Genomic DNA, 15,775 nt, shown 5'->3' on the forward strand with positions numbered 1-15,775 from the left:
AGAAGTGCTCGTGCTGGAAACCCAGATTGGGAATACGGCATACAGAGAACATCCAAAATCGGTATAAAGGCCGAGCCGGCTTGAACGACGACCCAAAACGAATCGGCGCGACTGCGCCACCTGAGAAGTAGGTGCGTTCGTAGTGGTTGACCAGCCGAATTTCGGCATTCTCGGGCCTTTGCTGGTCCGGACGCCGGAACAGATCGTCCGCGTCGCCGGCAGAAAACCCAAACTGCTGCTCGCCTCGCTGCTGCTGGAGGCGAACCAGGTGGTCGGCTCGGACGTGCTCATCGAGGTGTTGTGGCCGGCGAACCCGCCGTCGTCGGCCGTGGCGAATCTGCGGACCTACGTGAGCTCTCTGCGCACCGCCGTGGGGGATGCGGGGGCGCGGATCGTGGCCCACTCCTCCGGGTACGCGATCGAGCCGGCGACCGAGCAGTTGGACGTGCTGCTGTTCGAGAGCCTGGTGGGCCGTGCGCGGGCGGCGCAGAGCGCCGGTGAGGCGGCCGGGCATCTGCGGGCCGCGCTGGCGCTGTGGCGCGGCAACCCCCTGGGCGACCTGCCTGCCAGCCCGCTGTGGGACGGGCGGTTGCGCGCGCTGGCCCAGGCGCGGCTCGGCGCGGCCGAGGAGCTGGTGGCGGCGAAGCTGGCCGGTGAGGAGTACGCCTCGGCGATCGATGACCTGCGGGAGCTGATCGGCGAGCACCCTTACCGGGAGGATCTGTGGCAGCGGTTGATCCTCGCGCTGCACCGCGGCGGGCGGCGGGCCGAGGCGCTGCACGCGTACACCACGATCCGGCGGCAGCTGATCGACGAGCTCGGCATCGAGCCGGGACAGGACCTGCGTGACGCGCACGCCGCCGTGCTGGCCGGCGATCCTCCTGCGGACCCGGCCGCCGCGCCTGCCACCCCGGCCTTGATCCGGGTCGCGCCCGGCAGGACCGCCCACCTCCCCACCGTGTCCAGCGGCGCCACCAAGAACGGGCCTGCGCCGGAGTCCGGGCACGCCCTTCCCCCGCCCCATCAGTTACCTGCCGACGTGCCTGACTTCACCGGCAGGGCGGAGGCCGTCGCCGCGCTCACCGGCGCGCTGTGGCCTCGCGACCAGGCGGCGGACGGGCCGCCGGCGATCGCCGTGGTGGTGGGCCCGCCGGGGGTGGGCAAGTCGGCGCTCGCCGTGCACTGCGCGCACGCCGTACGAGCGCACTACCCCGAGGGCCAGCTGCACCTGTGCCTGGGCGGCACCGGCCAGGCCCCGGCCGACCCGGGCGACCTGCTGGCCGAGGCCCTGCGGGCGCTGGGCGTGTCCGAGGCGGCCCTGCCGCCGTCGGCGCACGAGCGGGCCACGCTGTACCGTTCCCTGCTGGCCGAGCGCCCCATGCTGGTCTTCCTCGACGACGCCGCCGACGCCGCCCAGGTGCGGGCGCTGCTGCCCGGCAGCGGCTGCGCGGTGCTCGTGACGAGCCGGCGGCGCATCACCGAGCTGCCCGGCGCGCTGCTGCTGGAGCTGGACGTGCTGTCACCGGAGGAGGGCGAGGAGCTGCTGGGCCGGATCGCCGGCGCCGAGCGGGTGGCCGGCGAGCGGGCGGCCGCGCTGGCGATCCTGGAGTCGTGCGGGCACCTGCCGCTGGCGATCAGGGTCGCCGGGGCGCGCCTGGCCGGACGGCCCGGCTGGTCGCTGGGCGTGCTGCAGCAGCGGCTGGCGGACGAGGCGACCAGGCTCGACGAGCTGTCCGCCGGCGACCTGGAGGTACGTGCCTCGTTCGACCTCAGCTACCGCCGGCTGCCCGGCGACGCGGCCCGGGCGTTCCGCGGGCTGGGCCTGCTCGGCCCGGCGTCCGTGCCCGGCTGGGTGGCCGACGCCGTGCTCGACCGGCACCGCGCGGACGCCGTCGTGGACACGCTGGTGGACGTGAGCCTGCTGCGGCTGGTCGGCACCGACCCGCTCGGCCAGCCCCGTTACCGCCTGCCCGACCTGGTCCGCTGCACCGCCAGGGAGAAGGCCGGCGGCGAGGTCGAACGCCAGGCGCTCACCCGGGTCCTCGGCGGCTGGATGTCGGCCGCCGAGCACGCCACCTCCCGGCTGCCGACCACGCTGTTCAGCATGACGTCCGAGGCGGCGCCCCGCTGGAGCCTGGAGCGGGAGACGCTCGGCCGCCTGACCGCCGACCCGCTGACGTGGTTCGACGCCGAGCGCGAGTCGCTGGTGGACGCCGTGCGGCTGGCGGCCGGCGCCGGGCTGGCGCAGTCGGCGTGGGGGCTCGCCGCGACGCTCGTGCCGTACTTCGACCTGCACTGCCGCCTCGACGACTGGCAGAGCACCCACCGGATCGCGCTCGACAGCGCCCGCGCGGCCGGCGACCGGCGTGGCGAGGCGGCCATGTTGCGCGGGCTCGCGCAGGTCTGCCTCTACCAGGACCGCTACACCGAGGCCGAGGAGAACCTGCGGCGTGCCCGGGCGATCTTCCGCGAGCTCGGTGACGCGCGGGCCGAGGCGATCTCGATCTGCGGGCTGGGCGCGGTCAACCAGTTCTCCGGCCGGCACCTGCGGGCGCTGGGCTACTTCCGGCACGCGCTGGCCATGTTCCTCGCGGTGAGCGACACCAGCGGGGAGGCGTACGCGCGCCAGGCGATCGGCCGGGTCTACCTGTCGCTGCAGGACCCCGGGCAGGCCTCCCGGTGGCTCGGCGAGGCGCTGCGGCTGGCCGGGGAGCTCGGTGACGCCCACCGCGAGGGTTGCGTGTCCATGCATCTGGGCCGCCTGCACGACCTGACCGCCGAGCCCGACGAGGCGATGCGCTTCCAGGGGCGGGCGCTGGACATCTTCGAGACGCTCGGCGACCGGCACTGCGGCGCGTACGCCCTGCAGGGCCTGGGCGGCCTGCGGGCGGCCCGCGGCGACCGGTCGCACGGCGGCGATGAGCTGCGGCGCTCGCTGGAGATCTTCCAGCAGCTGGGCGACCGCAGCGGCGAGGCGGCCGCCTTCCAGACGCTCGGCGACCTGTACCGCTCGGCCGGCCGCACCGCGCTGGCCTCCCACTACTTCCACCGCGCCGTCGAGCTGCGCCGCCAGTTGCGCGAGCTCAGCTGAGCTTCACCTGGTCCGTCACCCGCCGGCCAGATGGCTCCTGATCGCCTCGACCAGCGGCTCGGCCAGCAGGATGGTGCGCACCAGCGTCTGGATCCAGGCCCGCCGGCGATCGCGCTCATGGCCCGGGGCTGGGACGGCGGCCCGCCGGCGCCGCGCTTCCCGGACACCTGGACGGTCCGGCACGAAGGGCTGCGGCCGATGCCCTGGCCGACGTCAGATCTCGAGCGAGCGCTTCGACAAGCCCATCATGTAGCCGTCGATGACCGTGCGGTCCGGCCGGTCCGGCCGGCCGAGGACGGGACCGCGCCCTCGAGCATCTCCCTGGTGACGAACGGCAGCCCGTGCGTCATGAACCCCGACCCGATCACCAGCACGCCCCCCTCCCGCAGCGGGGCCAGCCGCGCCGCGAGATCCAGGAGCGCGGCCGGGTCGTGGGCGGGCAGGCTGAGCTGGAGCACGGGGATGTCGGCCAGCGGGTACATCGCCATCAGCGGCACCCAGGCGCCGTGGTCGAGCCCGCGGCCGGCGTGCTGGTGGACGGGCTCGCCGTCGGGCATCATCGCGGCCACGCGCCGGGCCAGGCCGGTGGCGTCAGCTCGTCGATCCACGGGCCGTCGTCGAAGAGCGGAGGCTCCTTGCTGAGGGGCGGCGAGGTCGGAGGCGTGGGGTCAGCGCCCGCCGAGGCAGGTCTCGTCGGGGTCGATGGCGAGGGAGATGCGGCGGCCGATGTCACGCAGGTGCCGGACCTGGGCCTTGGTGAGGGGGTCGAAAACGTAGCGGCGCACGGCCTCGACGTGTCCCGGGGCGGTCGCGACGACCTTCTTCCAGCCCTCCACCGTGAGGATGGCCAGGGTGTAGCGGCCGTCGGCGGGGTCCGGCGCGCGGCGCACCCACCCGCGCTTCTCCAGCCGCTTGACCACGTGCGACAGGCGCGACAACGACCCGTCGGAGAGCGCCGCGAGCTCGCTCATCCGCACGGCCTGCTCCTCGCTCATCGACAACATCGCCATCACCTGGTATTCGAAATGGCTGATCCCGGCGTCGCGCTGCAGCTGTCCGTCCAGCGCGGCCGACAGCCTGATGAGCACGCTGGTCAGCGCCAGCCAGCTCTCCATCTCCTCTTCGCTCAACCAGCGCGGCTCCTGCGGTGATGCGTCGTCCATGACGTCCACTCTAACTTGAACTCTCAAGTGATCACACCCGGGATTCACTTGACGCTTCAAGTCCTGCGGCGTAGATTCCCGGTTGAAGCTTCAAGTCAATCCGTCTTGGATCGGAACCCCGATGAACGTCGCACTGTGGGTCGTCGCCGGCCTGCCGGCCCTCGTCTTCCTCGCCGCCGGACTGATGAAGATCAGCCAGCCGAAGGAGAAGCCGGCCGCCTCCGGCATGGCCTGGACCGAGGACTTCTCCCCCGGCGCCGTCAAGGCCATCGGCACGCTCGAGCTGCTGGCCGCCATCGGTCTGAATCCTGCCCGCGGCGCTCGGCATCGTGCCGGTGCTGACGCCGCTCGCCGCGACCGGGCTGGTCGTGGTCATGATCGGGGCGGCGGTCACGCACGCCCGCCGCAAAGAGCACCAGATGATCCTGGGCAATCTGGTGCTGCTCGCCCTGGCCGCCGTGGTGGCGAGGGGCCGCTTCGGCCCGTACTCCTTCTGACGGAATAGCGCCGGGAAGGGTGCTGTTCCACGCCAACACGTTCAGACGTTGAACGATTTACGAAGGGATCGTCATGGAAATCGCCTTCATGCTCACCATGAGCATCATCGTCGGAAGCCTCCTCACCGGAGGGGTGGCCGCCCTCGTGCTGAGCGGCATCAAGGACCGCCAGTGGCCGGTGCGCCGGTGGCGGCGCGTCGTCTACCGCGGCTTCATCCCGCGTTGACCCCCAGCCTGCTCCAGGGGGGTGGCCGCGGACGAGCGCGTTCTCCATGAACGCGCTCGTCCGCGTCGGCGCGTCAGGCCTGGCGCCACTCCGCGACGCTGCCCGCCTCGTGCAGCGTGAGGTCGGGGGCCGCCTCCAGCGCCTTCTCCTCTCCCCCGGGCGTGTACGTGACGATCAGCCGCAGCGGCCGCCACGTCGTGTTGTACGTCGAGTGGTAGGCGCCCGCCGGAATGTGCACGGTGTCGCCCTCCTTGATCGTGAACTCCGCTCCGTCGTCCACCATCTGCCGCCCCTCCCCCGAGATCACGTAGATGACCTCCTCGGCGTTGGGATGGTTGTGCCGGGCGTGCCCCTTCCCCGGATTGACGATGACCTCGCCCAGGGTGCTGCTCGCCCCCGGGATCGCCGACGGTGTGACGAACCACTTGATGGACCCCCAGTCGAAGGCCATCGTGGGCACGTTGTCCGGGCTGACGTGCATCACATTCTCCTCAGAAGCTCAGGGACTTGAAGGCTCGGACCTGCTCGGTGATGGCACGCTCGGTCGGCAGCCTCTCCACGGACGAGGCCCCGAAGAACCCGACGACGCCCTTGGTGCGCGACAGCACGTAGCCGGCGTCCTCGGGCTCGGCGATCGGCCCGCCGTGGCAGAGCACGAGCACGTCGGGCCGTACGGCCGCCGCCGCGTCCCGCATGGCCTGCACCCGCTCGGCCGCCTCGTCCAGGCTCAGCGCGGTGCCCGCGCCGATGCTGCCCTTGGTGGTCAGCCCCACGTGCGGGACCAGCACGTCGGCGCCGGCCTCGGCCATGGCCCGCGCCTGGTCCTCGTCGAAGACGTAGGGGGCGGTGACCAGGTCCCGCTCGTGGGCCAGCCGGATCATCTCGATCTCCAGGTCGTAGCCCATGCCGGTCTCCTCCAGGTTCTGCCGGAAGAGCCCGTCGTAGAGGCCGACGGTCGGGAAGTTCTGCACGCCGGCGAAGCCCATGGCCTTGAGCTGGTCGAGGAAGTACGGCATGACCCGGAACGGGTCGGTCCCGCACACCCCGGCCAGCACGGGGGTGTCGCGGACGACGGGCAGCACCTCGGAGGCCATCTCGACGACGATCTGGTTGGCGTCCCCGTACGGCAGCAGGCCGGCGAGCGAGCCGCGCCCGGCCATCCGGTAGCGGCCGGAGTTGTAGATGATGATCAGATCGACGCCGCCGGCCTCGGCGCACTTGGCCGACAGGCCCGTGCCGGCGCCCGCGCCCACGATGGGCCGCCCGGCGGCGACCGTGGCGCGGAGCCTGTCGAGAACGTCCTGCCTGGTCACGAAGCACCTCCGGAGATCAGCTGGTGGAGCCGCTCGGCCATGGCGCGGCCGAAGGCGGGATCGTTGATGTGCAGGTCCAGGTCCTCGACGGCGACGCCGGAGCCGCGCAGGCCTTCCTCCATGGCCTCGAAGCAGGCCGCGTCCGCCTTCGGGTCGGCGAAGGCGGCGCCGGGCGCGTCCAGCGCGGAGACCCCGCGGCGGGGCACGAACAACGCCGCCGGCCCCTTCGCGTCGCGCAGCTTGGCGGCCACGCGCCGGCCGAGCTCGCGCATCTCCTCGGCGGTGGTGCGCATGAGCGTGACGGTCGGGTTGTGCACGTACAGGAGGCGGTCGGCGAACGCGGCCGGCACGGTGTCGCTGGGGCCGAAGTTCACCATGTCGAGCGCGCCGGGCGCCACCACCTGCGGCACGCCGTGCGCGCCGGCCGCGGTGAGCCGCTCGGGTCCTGCCGACAACACGCCGCCGACGAGGTCGTCGGCCAGCTCGGTGGTGGTCAGGTCGAGCACCCCCGCGAGCAGGCCGTCGGCCGCCAGGGCCTCCAGGGCCCGGCCACCGGAGCCGGTCGCGTGGAAGACCAGCACCTCGTAGCCGAGCTCGCCGAGCCGCTCGCGGGCGGCGTCCACCGCCGGGGTGGTGACGCCGAACATGGACGCGCCGATCAGCGGCCGGTCCTCGCGGGCGGCGGTGCGGGCGGCCTTGGTGAGCTGGTGCGCCGAGGCCATGCCGGCGGCCGCCGCGGCGGCGTTGCCGAGGATGGCCCGCGAGACCCGGTTGACGCCCGCGATGTCGACCACGCTGTGCATGAGCGTGACGTCCTTGGCCCCGACGTACGGCGACACGTCGCCGGAGGCCATCGTGGAGACGATCAGCTTGGGCAGCCCGATCGGCAGGTCGCGCACGGCTCGCGCGGCGATGGACGAGCCGCCGCTGCCGCCCAGCGCCAGCACGGCGTCCACGCGCCCGTCGGCGTGCAGCCCGGCGAGGACCGCGGCCGCGCCCTCGCCCATGGCGGTGACGGCGGCGCCCCGGTCGCCCGCCTCCCGCAACGCCCGCACGTCATGGCCGGCCGCCGCGGCGACCCGCTCGTTGGAGACGTCGACGAGAGCGTCGTGCGCGCCGACGCCCGCGTCGATGACGATCACGTCGCTGCCCTGCTCGACGAGCCGGTTACGCAGCCACGCGTACTCCTCACCCTTGGTGTCGAGGGTGCCGATCAGTACGACGGTCGGCATGTCATGCCACACCTCTCTGCTCGAAGACCTTCTTGGCCACGGTGAGCGCGTTGATCGCGCGTGGGAACCCCGCGTACTGCACGCAGTGGATGATCACCTCCACGATCTCCTCGGGGATCAGGCCCACGGTGAGCCCGGCGTTGATGTGCCCGGTCAGCTGTGGTTCCACGCCGCCGATGTCGACCAGGGACGCGATCGAGGCGATCTGCCGCTGCTTGAGGTCGAGCCCGGGGCGGGAGTAGATCTCGCCGAAGTTGAACGCCACGCCGTACCGGCCGAGGTCGGAGCCGAGTCCCGACAGGGCGGCGAGCAGCCGGTCGGCGGCGCCCTCGCCGTAGCGGGCCCGCCCTCGTTCCATGTCGCCCATCAGATGGAGTGGCCTCCGTCCTGGGGAGGATGACGCCGGTCAGGTACGCGGCCGAGGGCAGGCAGAAGTGCACGATGGTCTCGCAAGGTCCTCGGGGCGGCCGAGCGTCCTGGTGGGGATCTGGGCGAGCAGGGCCTCGCGCCGGTCCGGCGTACTCTCCCAGACGAGCTCGCCGGCCGTCTCCACGGTGAGGCGGTAGCCGCCGGTCTGGCGGTCACCCATCGTGGCCGAGCGCAACTTCCACGCCAGGCGGGGGGCAGGCTCGTCGACACCGAGCGGACGATCGAGGAATTCGCAGGTGAGGCCGTACGGAGACAGGCGAGCATGCGGCAGACCACTTCCCTTCAATCGTTTCAAAGGGCGGGTTTCCGCGACGTTACGGGGCAGCGCGGCATTGGTCAACCGGTTGACCAATGCCGCGTTTGAGACGTACTGTCCCGAGTCATGGACTATGCGGTGCTAGGTCCGAGGTCAGGGATCTTGGCTGACGTAGGTGTCCTTGTCCGACCACGTCGATCATGTCGGGATCGCGGCCCACAACGCCGACCAAGCCATGCCGTTCTACGTGGAGCGGCTTGGGCTGACGGTGATCGGTGACGAGCGGGCGGCCGATCCCGGGGTACGGCTGGTGTACATCGATGGGGGGAACGTGATGTTGCAGCTGGTGGAGCCGTACCGGGAGGGTCCTGTCGCCCGGTTCCTGCGCGAGCGTGGCGAGGGCCTGCACCACGTGTGCTTCAACGTCCGCGGCATCGGGGCGAGCCTGGCGGCGCTGACCGAACGGGAGCCGCTTCAATGAGCCGCCGCGTGATCGTCCTCGACGACGACCCGACCGGCACCCAGGCGGCGGCCGGGGTGCCGGTCCTGCTCGACCTCGACGCCGCCCTCCCGGACTCCGGGCCCTGCTACGTGCTCACCAACAGCCGGGCTCTGGAGGAGGCCGAGGCCGTGCGGCTGGTGCGGCGGCTGCGTGCGCGGTTCGGGCCCGCCGAGTACGTGCTGCGCGGCGACTCCACCCTGCGCGGCCACGTCTTCGCCGAGGCGGACGCGCTGGGCGCGGCCGACGGGGTGCTGCTGTTCGTTCCGGCCTATCCGGGCATCGGGCGGGTGACGGTGGGCGGGGTGCACTACGTCGTGGTGTCAGGCCGGCGCGTGGTGGCGGCCGACACCGAGTTCGCCGCCGACCCGGTCTTCGGCTACACGGCACGGACGATGGCCGGCTGGGCGATGGAGGTGGGCGGGCGCGAGGCGACCACGGTGGCCCTGGACGCGGTACGGCGCGGCGATCTGGCGGGGATCTTCCGGCGCGCCGCGCCCGGCAGCGTCGTCGTCCCCGATGTCGAGACCGACGACGACCTGGCCGCCATCTCCGCCGCCCTGGACGACGTGACCACCGCCGCGGGTGCGGGCCGCCTGCCCGTGGTGCTGCGCTGCGCCGCCCCACTGGCCGCCCTACGCGCCGGCCGCCTCGCCCAAGGCCTCCTCCCCGCCCTCTCCCCCGACGCGCCTCCCGTCCAGCGCCCGCCACCGCCCCGGACGCGGCATCGATGCGGGCGCCCGAGGCGGTCGTACCGGCACCCCAGCCCAGCCCGGCCGTCGCAGGCGGGCACGCAGGACCGGCGCGCGGCACTCTGATCGTCTGCGGATCGCACACCGCGGCCGCCTCCGCCCAGCTCGCCGCGCTGGCCGACGCGCTCGCCGCGCCCATACGGACGATCTCCACGGCCGCCGCCTTGCGGGACCCGCGGGCGGAAGCACGCCGGGTGGCGGAGATCGCGCGCCGGGACCTCGCGGAGCGTGGCGTGGCGCTGGTGGCCAGCGAGCGGAAAAGGCTCGCCGATCACGGCACGCTGGCACACGGCGCGCAGATCATGACCGCGATCTGCGCCACCGTGACGGCCCTCCGCCCGTGCCTCGCCGCCGTGATCGCCAAGGGCGGCATCACCTCGGCGCAGGTGGCCCGGGACGGGTTGGGGGCCGCGAGCGCGTGGGTAGTGGGACCGCTGCTGCCCGGCGTGGCCGTCTGGGAGATCGAGGCATCCGCTGGGACTACGATCTCGTACGCCGTCGTCCCGGGGAACGTGGGCGACACGCGAACCCTGGTGGACGTGGCGCACGCCTTCGGGTTGTTGACGTGACACTGTGACGGAAGGAACGACCGTGGACGACTCCGAGGGCAAGGCCAGGCGCCCGGCACGGGCCGGGACGGCGACCCTCTCCCTGGCCGCGCCGCAGCGCGAGAGCGCGGTGGTCGAGATCGCCAGGCAGCTGCTGTCGCAGTTGTTGTCCGGCCACCTCGAGCCGGGCACCCGGCTGCCGTCGGAGCGGCAGCTGTCCGAGACGCTCGGCGTGGGCCGGTCCACGGTCAGGGAGGCGCTGAAGGCACTGGACGTGCTCGGCATCATCGAGGTACGCCAAGGGGACGGCACCTATCTGCGGCAGAGCACGTCGAGCCTGCTGCCGAGCGCCATCGAGTGGGGCCTGATGCTGGGCCAGCCGCAGGTGCTCGACCTGATCGAGGCACGCAAGCACATCGAGGTGATCATCGCCGAGCTGGCGGCCGAGCGGGCGGGACCGGAGGCCGTCGAGGAGCTGCGGGCGCATCTGGCGGACATGCGGGCGGCGGCCGACAGCACCGCGTTCGTGGAGGCCGACGTGGCCTTCCACCTCACGCTGGCGCAGGCGGCGGGCAACTCGGTGCTCAACGACATCCTCGGCAGCATCCGCTCGCTCCTGCGGGTGTGGATCCGGCGGGCCATCCAGGAGGCGGGCGGGACGGAGACGACGATCGCCGAGCACGCGGCGGTGCTGGCCGCCGTCGAGCAACGCTCCCCGGAGGCGGCCGCTGCGGCGATGCGCGGCCACATGGAGGCGGCGGCCGGCCGGCTGCACCGCTCACTGCACGACGACGAGACCTGAGCATGCCGCGACTGCGGCGGCGCATCGCCGAAGCCGGTTACCGCCCTGACGAGCCGCTCGTCCTCGGTCTGCGGCAAGGCGACAGTCCTCCCGTCTTCCATGCGCAGGGGCTCACGGCCACCGGCGATCCGGTCACCGCCACGACCGTCCTCTACGCGGCGTCCCTGTCCAAGCAGATCACCGCCGCCCGCACCGCGCTGCTGGTCCGGCAGGGCGTGCTGGACATGGACTCCGCCGTGTCCCACTGGCTGCCCCGGCTCCCCGCATGGGCCGATGGCGTTCGGCTCCGGCACCTTCTGCACCACACCGCGGCCCTGCCCCCGGATGCCGAGATCGACGCCCTCTTGGACGGCGACCGAACCAGCCCCGGCATCCTGCGGGCCCTCGCCCGCTTCCCCGCCCTGCGGGGCAGGCCAGGCAGCGAGTACGTCTATTCGAACGCCGGATACGTCTGTCTGGCCGCCGTAGTGGAACGGGCAGCCGATCAGCCTTTGCCCGCGTTCGCCCACCACCGCCTCTTCACCCCCTTGGCGATGAACGACACGTGCTTCTGGCCCGGCCCCGCCCCGGCGCCTCCCGGCGCGGCGCCGTTGGCACCTCGCCATCCGGCGCCGCTGTCCTTGGGCGACGGAGGCGTGTGGACCACCGCTCATGACCTCGTCAGGTGGAGCCAGGCGCTCGATGCCGACGAACTCGGCGTCTCCGCCCTCCTGCAAACCCCGGGCCGCCTCGAGGACGGGACACCGATCGACTACGCCTGGGGGATGGGTGTCCGTACGCACGCCGGGCACCGCGTCTATCGTCATGGCGGCGGCTGGCCGGGGCTGCGAGCCCGGCTGGCCCGGCTGCCCGGGCTGGGCGTGAGCGTCGTGCTCATCGCCATCGCCGACGACACCGAACGCCTGGGAGATCTCCTCAGCGGCCTCCTCGACGAGATGACGTAGCTCAGGGGAGGAGGCCGCGGCGGCAGGGCTGCCGCCGGGGCGGGACAGCCGGTCGCACACGTCCGCCGGCCGTGCCCGGATCCCGGCGTCTTCGATCTCCTGCGTGATGGCCCTGAGCGTCATGGCGTCCAGCACGCGGTCGCTGATCGACAAGGGTTCGACGGCGCCGGTGCGGGCCGTGGTGATCACGGCCGCCCAGCCCGTTGCCCGCGCTGACGACCAGGCCGCGCAGGGCGCCGGTCAGGGTGCCGCTGAACTCGGTGAGCGTGACGCCGTGCCGCCCGTCCGGCACCAGTCCGCCGAACGCGACGGGCAGCCCCGTCGCCCGGCGCAGCCGTCCGACGGCGGTGTGGAGGGCCTCGGCGGGCCCGTGCGGTGCGGCCATGTCACCAGCATGGACGAGCACGGTGGCGGCGGACTATCCCGAACGGGGGTGGCGATGGGCCCGGTCCCGGGAGATCCTGCGTGCATGGGTGCTGACGCAATGCTCTCGTACGCCTCCGGCGTGTCCGACGTACCTCTGCTGGGTGAGACGATCGGGGAGAACTTCGAGCGCGCCGTGGCGCGGTTCGGCGGGCACGAGGCGCTGCTGGACGTGGCGGCCGGGCGCCGCTGGACCTACGCCGAGCTGGACGCCGCCGTCAACGAGGTGGCGCTCGGCCTGCTGGCCCGGGGCGTCGCCAAGGGCGACCGGGTCGGCATCTGGGCGCCGAACTGCGCCGAATGGGTGCTCGTCCAGTACGCCACCGCCAAGATCGGCGCGATCCTGGTCAACGTCAATCCCGCCTACCGCGCCCATGAGCTGGCGTACGTCGTGCACCAGTCCGGCATGCGGCTGCTCATCAGCGCGGTCACGCACAAGACCAGCGACTACCGGGCGATGATCGGCGAGATCGGCTTCGCGGACGCGATCTTCATCGGCGACGACGGCTGGGACGAGCTGGTCGAAAGCGGCCGGCGAGGGGATCCGGCGGCGCTGCGGGCGCGGGCGGCGGAGCTGACGTTCGACGACCCGATCAACATCCAGTACACCTCGGGCACCACCGGCTTCCCCAAAGGCGCCACGCTGTCGCACCACAACATCCTCAACAACGGCTACTTCGTCGGCGAGCTCCTCGGCTACACCGAGCGGGACCGGGTGTGCCTGCCGGTGCCGCTGTACCACTGCTTCGGCATGGTCATGGGCAATCTCGGCGCGACCTCGCACGGCTCGTGCATCGTGCTGCCGTCGCCCGGCTTCGACCCGGAGGCGACGTTGCGGGCCGTGCAGGAGGAGCGGTGCACGTCCTTGTACGGGGTCCCGACGATGTTCATCGCCGAACTCGCCGTGTCCGGAAATTTCGACCTTTCCACCCTCAGAACCGGCATCATGGCCGGCTCCCCGTGCCCCGTCGAGGTCATGAAGCGCGTGGTCAGCGAGATGAACATGACCGAGGTCGCCATCTGCTACGGCATGACCGAGACCTCACCCGTCTCCACGATGACCCGCGCGGACGACGGCCTGGCGCGCCGCACCGAGACCGTCGGCCGCGTGATGCCGCACATCGAGGTGAAGATCGTGCACCCGGAGACCCGGCTGACCGTACCGCGGGGCGAGCCCGGCGAGCTGTGCACCCGCGGCTACTCGGTCATGCTCGGCTACTGGGGCCGGCCGGAGGCCACGGCCGAGGCCATCGACGCCGCCCGCTGGATGCGTACCGGCGACCTGGCCGCCATGGACGAAGACGGCTACGTCAGCATCGTCGGCCGCATCAAGGACATGGTGATCCGCGGCGGTGAGAACATCTACCCGCGCGAGATCGAGGAGTTCCTGTACGGCCACCCGGACATCCAGGACGTGCAGGTGATCGGCGTGCCGGACGAGAAGTACGGCGAGGAGCTCATGGCCTGGATCGTCATGCGGCCCGGCGCCGAGCCGCTGACGGCCGAACAGATCAGGGAGTTCTGCTCGGGGCGGCTGGCCCACTACAAGATCCCCCGCTACGTGCACGTGGTGGACTCCTTCCCGATGACGATCACCGGGAAGATCCGCAAGGTCGAGATGCGCGAGCAGGCCGCCCGCTTCCTCGGCAGCTGAGCGTCAGCCGAAAGATGTACGCCGATCTCCTCAACGCGCAGGAAGATCGTCGGCCTGGCTCTTCACTAACGTTTCCGGCATGACGTCCGCGCGTAAAACGCTCCTTACCGGCCTGGCCACCTTCGTCGGCGGCCTGGCGCTCTGGTTGTTCGGCCTCGACGAGGAGATCTTCATCTTCACGCCGTCGAAGATCGGCCTGGTCCTGATGGTCCTCGGCGGGGTGGAGACCCTGTACGGCGTGTACAAGACCGTGCGCGGCGACGCCGAGCCAGGTTGATCGCATCCTCGAGCCGCCTGCTCCTCCGCCGGAACCGGACCTGGCTGCCTGCTTTCCCCCAATGATGAAAACCATTATCGTTGCGGAGGATTGGGCTGCTGAGGGGAGACAAGGGTGCGGAGACGAGCCGCGATCGTGGTGCCGGCCATGCTGTTAGGGATGGTCCTGTCGGGGTGTGGCGGCTCGCCCGAGGCCCAGGAGGACGCCGGCCTGCTGACCTTGGCGGCTCCTCGGGACCTGGTCGCCGGGCCGCAGGACCCATACTTCACGCACCAGACGCTCCGCGTCTGGGAGCCGCTGGTGAATGTGGACGACAAGCTGCGGCCGGTGCCCGCGCTCGCCACCTCCTGGGAGAGCGCGGAGGGCGGGCGGCGGTGGACGTTCACGCTGCGCGAAGGGGTGCGCTTCAGCGACGGGACGGCGCTGAACGCCGAGGCGGTGGTGGCCAACGTCCAGCGGTTCCTGCGCATCGCGCCCCGGCAGTCGGCGTTCTTCAGCCTCGACGCCGGGATGGAGGCGGCTTACGGGCAGCTGGAGGAGGTACGCGCGGACGGCGGACGGGTGACGTTCGAGCTGCGGCGGCCCGTGGCGGATCTGCCGGGGCGGCTGGCCGGGTTCTTCAGCATGGTGCAGTCGCCGAAGGCGTTCGCCGCCTCCGGGGACTTCGCCGCGAACCCGGTGGGGACGGGGCCGTACACGCTGGCCCGGTGGGTCAAGGGGCAGCAGGCAGAGCTGGCGGCCAACCCGCACTACTACGGGGCGGCGCCGGCGTACAAGAAGATCGTGGTCAAGGTGATCCCGGACGCCAACGCGCGGGTCGCCGCGCTGCGCGCCGGCGAGGTCGACGGGCTGATCGACAAGGGGGCGCTGCTGTCCGGGCAGGTCGCGGCCGTCGCCGCCGACAGCCGGTTCCGGGTCGTCCGCAGTCCGTCGGCGCTGACGCACTACCTCACCTTCAACGGCTCCCGCGAGCCCTTCTCCGACCCGCGCTTGCGGGAGGCGGCGGAGCTGGCCATCGACCGCAGGACGATCGCGGAGAAACTGCTCGCCGGCACGGCCAAGCCGGGCGCCGCGTTCCTGTCGCCGGTCTTCGGCGATCTGTCCGATCCGGGGGTGGCCGCCTCCTACGATCCGGCGCGCGCCCGCGCACTGGTGAGCGCGGCCGGTCGCCCCGCCGCGCCCGTGACGATCCTCATCTCGTCGGCCGAGACGGGGCAGTTTCCCTACACCGACGTCGCCGAGGTGCTGCGGGCGGCGTTCGAGCAGGCGGGGCTGCCGGCGAAGGTGACGATGGCCGAGGCGACCAAGGCCGTCATGGAGGCCGGGGACTACGACGTCTTCCTCAGCGCGTACAGCGTGCCGAACGGGGACGCCGACTACCTGTTCCGCCGCTTCCTGCGCTCCGACGCGGCCTGGAACGTCGACCGCAAGCTCGGCTACCGCAGCCAGGAGTTCGACGCACTCGTCGACCAGGCCGCGACCGAGACCGGCCAGGCCGAGCGGCGGGACCTGTACCGGCGTCTCCAGCGGCTGCTCGCGGCCGACCGGCCGATGATCCCGCTGGCGTACCAGGACAATCCCGTCGTGACGACCACCGGGGTCGGCGGGGTGGTGCAGAATGCGGCGTATGTCGTTGATCTCGGCAAGCTGACGCCGTCGTCAGGCTGAC

General features: G+C 72.2%; 20 protein-coding genes and 1 pseudogene. 12 read left to right on the forward strand and 9 right to left on the reverse strand.

Annotated features, from left to right (window positions below; translation table 11 throughout):
* Positions 1 to 178: 178 nt before the first annotated feature.
* Positions 179 to 3,091, forward strand: coding sequence for an AfsR/SARP family transcriptional regulator (locus EDD27_RS20630; RefSeq protein ID WP_241564160.1), 2,913 nt, complete (start codon positions 179 to 181; stop codon positions 3,089 to 3,091).
* 15 nt (positions 3,092 to 3,106) lie between these two features.
* Here EDD27_RS20630 and EDD27_RS54395 read toward each other — a convergent pair whose 3' ends face one another.
* From EDD27_RS54395 to EDD27_RS20640, 3 genes are all read right to left on the reverse strand, one after another.
* Positions 3,107 to 3,274, reverse strand: a complete 168-nt coding sequence (locus EDD27_RS54395) for a hypothetical protein (RefSeq protein ID WP_164903705.1) — start codon at positions 3,272 to 3,274, stop codon at positions 3,107 to 3,109.
* Between the two features lie 62 nt (positions 3,275 to 3,336).
* A complete protein-coding gene (locus tag EDD27_RS20635) occupies positions 3,337 to 3,699 on the reverse strand; it encodes a DODA-type extradiol aromatic ring-opening family dioxygenase (protein ID WP_338324651.1) in 363 nt (120 codons plus the stop codon).
* A gap of 60 nt (positions 3,700 to 3,759) precedes the next feature.
* The gene (locus EDD27_RS20640; RefSeq protein ID WP_127933865.1) at positions 3,760 to 4,254 is read right to left on the reverse strand and encodes a MarR family winged helix-turn-helix transcriptional regulator; all 495 of its coding nucleotides are present in this window, start codon (positions 4,252 to 4,254) and stop codon (positions 3,760 to 3,762) included.
* A 184-nt stretch (positions 4,255 to 4,438) separates the two neighbouring features.
* Here EDD27_RS20640 and EDD27_RS58340 point away from each other — a divergent pair.
* The 3 genes and pseudogenes from EDD27_RS58340 to EDD27_RS54400 form a co-directional block, all read left to right on the forward strand.
* Positions 4,439 to 4,498 (forward strand): annotated as a pseudogene (locus EDD27_RS58340) (hypothetical protein); the annotation flags it as partial.
* An 85-nt stretch (positions 4,499 to 4,583) separates the two neighbouring features.
* Positions 4,584 to 4,751: a DoxX family protein gene (locus EDD27_RS58345; RefSeq protein WP_338324652.1), complete on the forward strand. Its 168-nt coding sequence runs from the start codon at positions 4,584 to 4,586 to the stop codon at positions 4,749 to 4,751.
* Between the two features lie 73 nt (positions 4,752 to 4,824).
* Positions 4,825 to 4,977 (forward strand): hypothetical protein, encoded by a 153-nt coding sequence (locus EDD27_RS54400; RefSeq protein WP_164903706.1) that lies wholly within the window; start codon positions 4,825 to 4,827, stop codon positions 4,975 to 4,977.
* Positions 4,978 to 5,050: 73 nt separating this feature from the next.
* Here the strand turns inward: EDD27_RS54400 and EDD27_RS20650 are convergent, their stop codons facing one another.
* From EDD27_RS20650 to EDD27_RS59215, 5 genes are read right to left on the reverse strand one after another with little or no spacing between them, the layout of a single operon-like run.
* Positions 5,051 to 5,458, reverse strand: a complete 408-nt coding sequence (locus EDD27_RS20650) for a cupin domain-containing protein (protein ID WP_127933866.1) — start codon at positions 5,456 to 5,458, stop codon at positions 5,051 to 5,053.
* Between the two features lie 10 nt (positions 5,459 to 5,468).
* Positions 5,469 to 6,290 (reverse strand): phosphoenolpyruvate hydrolase family protein, encoded by an 822-nt coding sequence (locus EDD27_RS20655; protein ID WP_127933867.1) that lies wholly within the window; start codon positions 6,288 to 6,290, stop codon positions 5,469 to 5,471.
* Positions 6,287 to 7,522: a Tm-1-like ATP-binding domain-containing protein gene (locus EDD27_RS20660; protein ID WP_127933868.1), complete on the reverse strand. Its 1,236-nt coding sequence runs from the start codon at positions 7,520 to 7,522 to the stop codon at positions 6,287 to 6,289. Before EDD27_RS20660 ends, EDD27_RS20655 begins: the two co-directional genes overlap by 4 nt.
* Before the next feature lies 1 nt (position 7,523).
* Positions 7,524 to 7,880, reverse strand: a complete 357-nt coding sequence (locus EDD27_RS20665) for a carboxymuconolactone decarboxylase family protein (RefSeq protein ID WP_206641548.1) — start codon at positions 7,878 to 7,880, stop codon at positions 7,524 to 7,526.
* Positions 7,881 to 7,928: 48 nt separating this feature from the next.
* Positions 7,929 to 8,303: a glycoside hydrolase family 78 protein gene (locus EDD27_RS59215; RefSeq protein ID WP_479680928.1), complete on the reverse strand. Its 375-nt coding sequence runs from the start codon at positions 8,301 to 8,303 to the stop codon at positions 7,929 to 7,931.
* Positions 8,304 to 8,382: 79 nt separating this feature from the next.
* On the opposite strand from EDD27_RS59215, the gene EDD27_RS20675 reads away from it, so the two are divergent.
* The 5 genes from EDD27_RS20675 to EDD27_RS20695 are packed head-to-tail and all read left to right on the forward strand — an operon-like array spanning position 8,383 to position 11,752.
* The gene (locus tag EDD27_RS20675; protein ID WP_127933871.1) at positions 8,383 to 8,688 is read left to right on the forward strand and encodes a VOC family protein; all 306 of its coding nucleotides are present in this window, start codon (positions 8,383 to 8,385) and stop codon (positions 8,686 to 8,688) included.
* Positions 8,685 to 9,524, forward strand: a complete 840-nt coding sequence (locus EDD27_RS20680; protein ID WP_127933872.1) for a four-carbon acid sugar kinase family protein — start codon at positions 8,685 to 8,687, stop codon at positions 9,522 to 9,524. The genes EDD27_RS20675 and EDD27_RS20680 overlap by 4 nt, the downstream gene beginning before the upstream one ends.
* Positions 9,437 to 10,027 carry a nucleotide-binding domain containing protein gene (locus EDD27_RS20685; RefSeq protein WP_127933873.1) on the forward strand — a complete coding sequence of 197 codons (591 nt, stop codon included), beginning with the start codon at positions 9,437 to 9,439 and terminating at the stop codon, positions 10,025 to 10,027. The genes EDD27_RS20680 and EDD27_RS20685 overlap by 88 nt, the downstream gene beginning before the upstream one ends.
* A 22-nt stretch (positions 10,028 to 10,049) precedes the next feature.
* Complete coding sequence (locus EDD27_RS20690; protein WP_127933874.1) at positions 10,050 to 10,808, forward strand: FadR/GntR family transcriptional regulator; 759 nt, start codon at positions 10,050 to 10,052, stop codon at positions 10,806 to 10,808.
* Between the two features lie 2 nt (positions 10,809 to 10,810).
* Positions 10,811 to 11,752, forward strand: a complete 942-nt coding sequence (locus tag EDD27_RS20695; RefSeq protein WP_127933875.1) for a serine hydrolase domain-containing protein — start codon at positions 10,811 to 10,813, stop codon at positions 11,750 to 11,752.
* A 1-nt stretch (position 11,753) separates the two neighbouring features.
* Here the strand turns inward: EDD27_RS20695 and EDD27_RS55625 are convergent, their stop codons facing one another.
* Positions 11,754 to 12,137: a hypothetical protein gene (locus EDD27_RS55625; RefSeq protein ID WP_206641549.1), complete on the reverse strand. Its 384-nt coding sequence runs from the start codon at positions 12,135 to 12,137 to the stop codon at positions 11,754 to 11,756.
* 84 nt (positions 12,138 to 12,221) lie between these two features.
* On the opposite strand from EDD27_RS55625, the gene EDD27_RS20705 reads away from it, so the two are divergent.
* The 3 genes from EDD27_RS20705 to EDD27_RS20715 all read left to right on the forward strand — a co-directional run bounded on the left by EDD27_RS20705 (position 12,222) and on the right by EDD27_RS20715 (position 15,774).
* Entirely contained in the window at positions 12,222 to 13,829 is a 1,608-nt protein-coding gene (locus tag EDD27_RS20705; RefSeq protein ID WP_206641550.1) for an AMP-binding protein, read from the forward strand.
* Positions 13,830 to 13,908: 79 nt separating this feature from the next.
* Complete coding sequence (locus EDD27_RS20710; protein ID WP_127933876.1) at positions 13,909 to 14,106, forward strand: DUF5708 family protein; 198 nt, start codon at positions 13,909 to 13,911, stop codon at positions 14,104 to 14,106.
* Positions 14,107 to 14,220: 114 nt separating this feature from the next.
* A complete protein-coding gene (locus EDD27_RS20715; protein WP_127933877.1) occupies positions 14,221 to 15,774 on the forward strand; it encodes an ABC transporter substrate-binding protein in 1,554 nt (517 codons plus the stop codon).
* Position 15,775 lies beyond the last annotated feature (1 nt).

It is taken from the genome of Nonomuraea polychroma (genome assembly GCF_004011505.1).
In the GTDB taxonomy this organism is placed as follows: Bacteria; Actinomycetota; Actinomycetes; order Streptosporangiales; family Streptosporangiaceae; genus Nonomuraea; species Nonomuraea polychroma.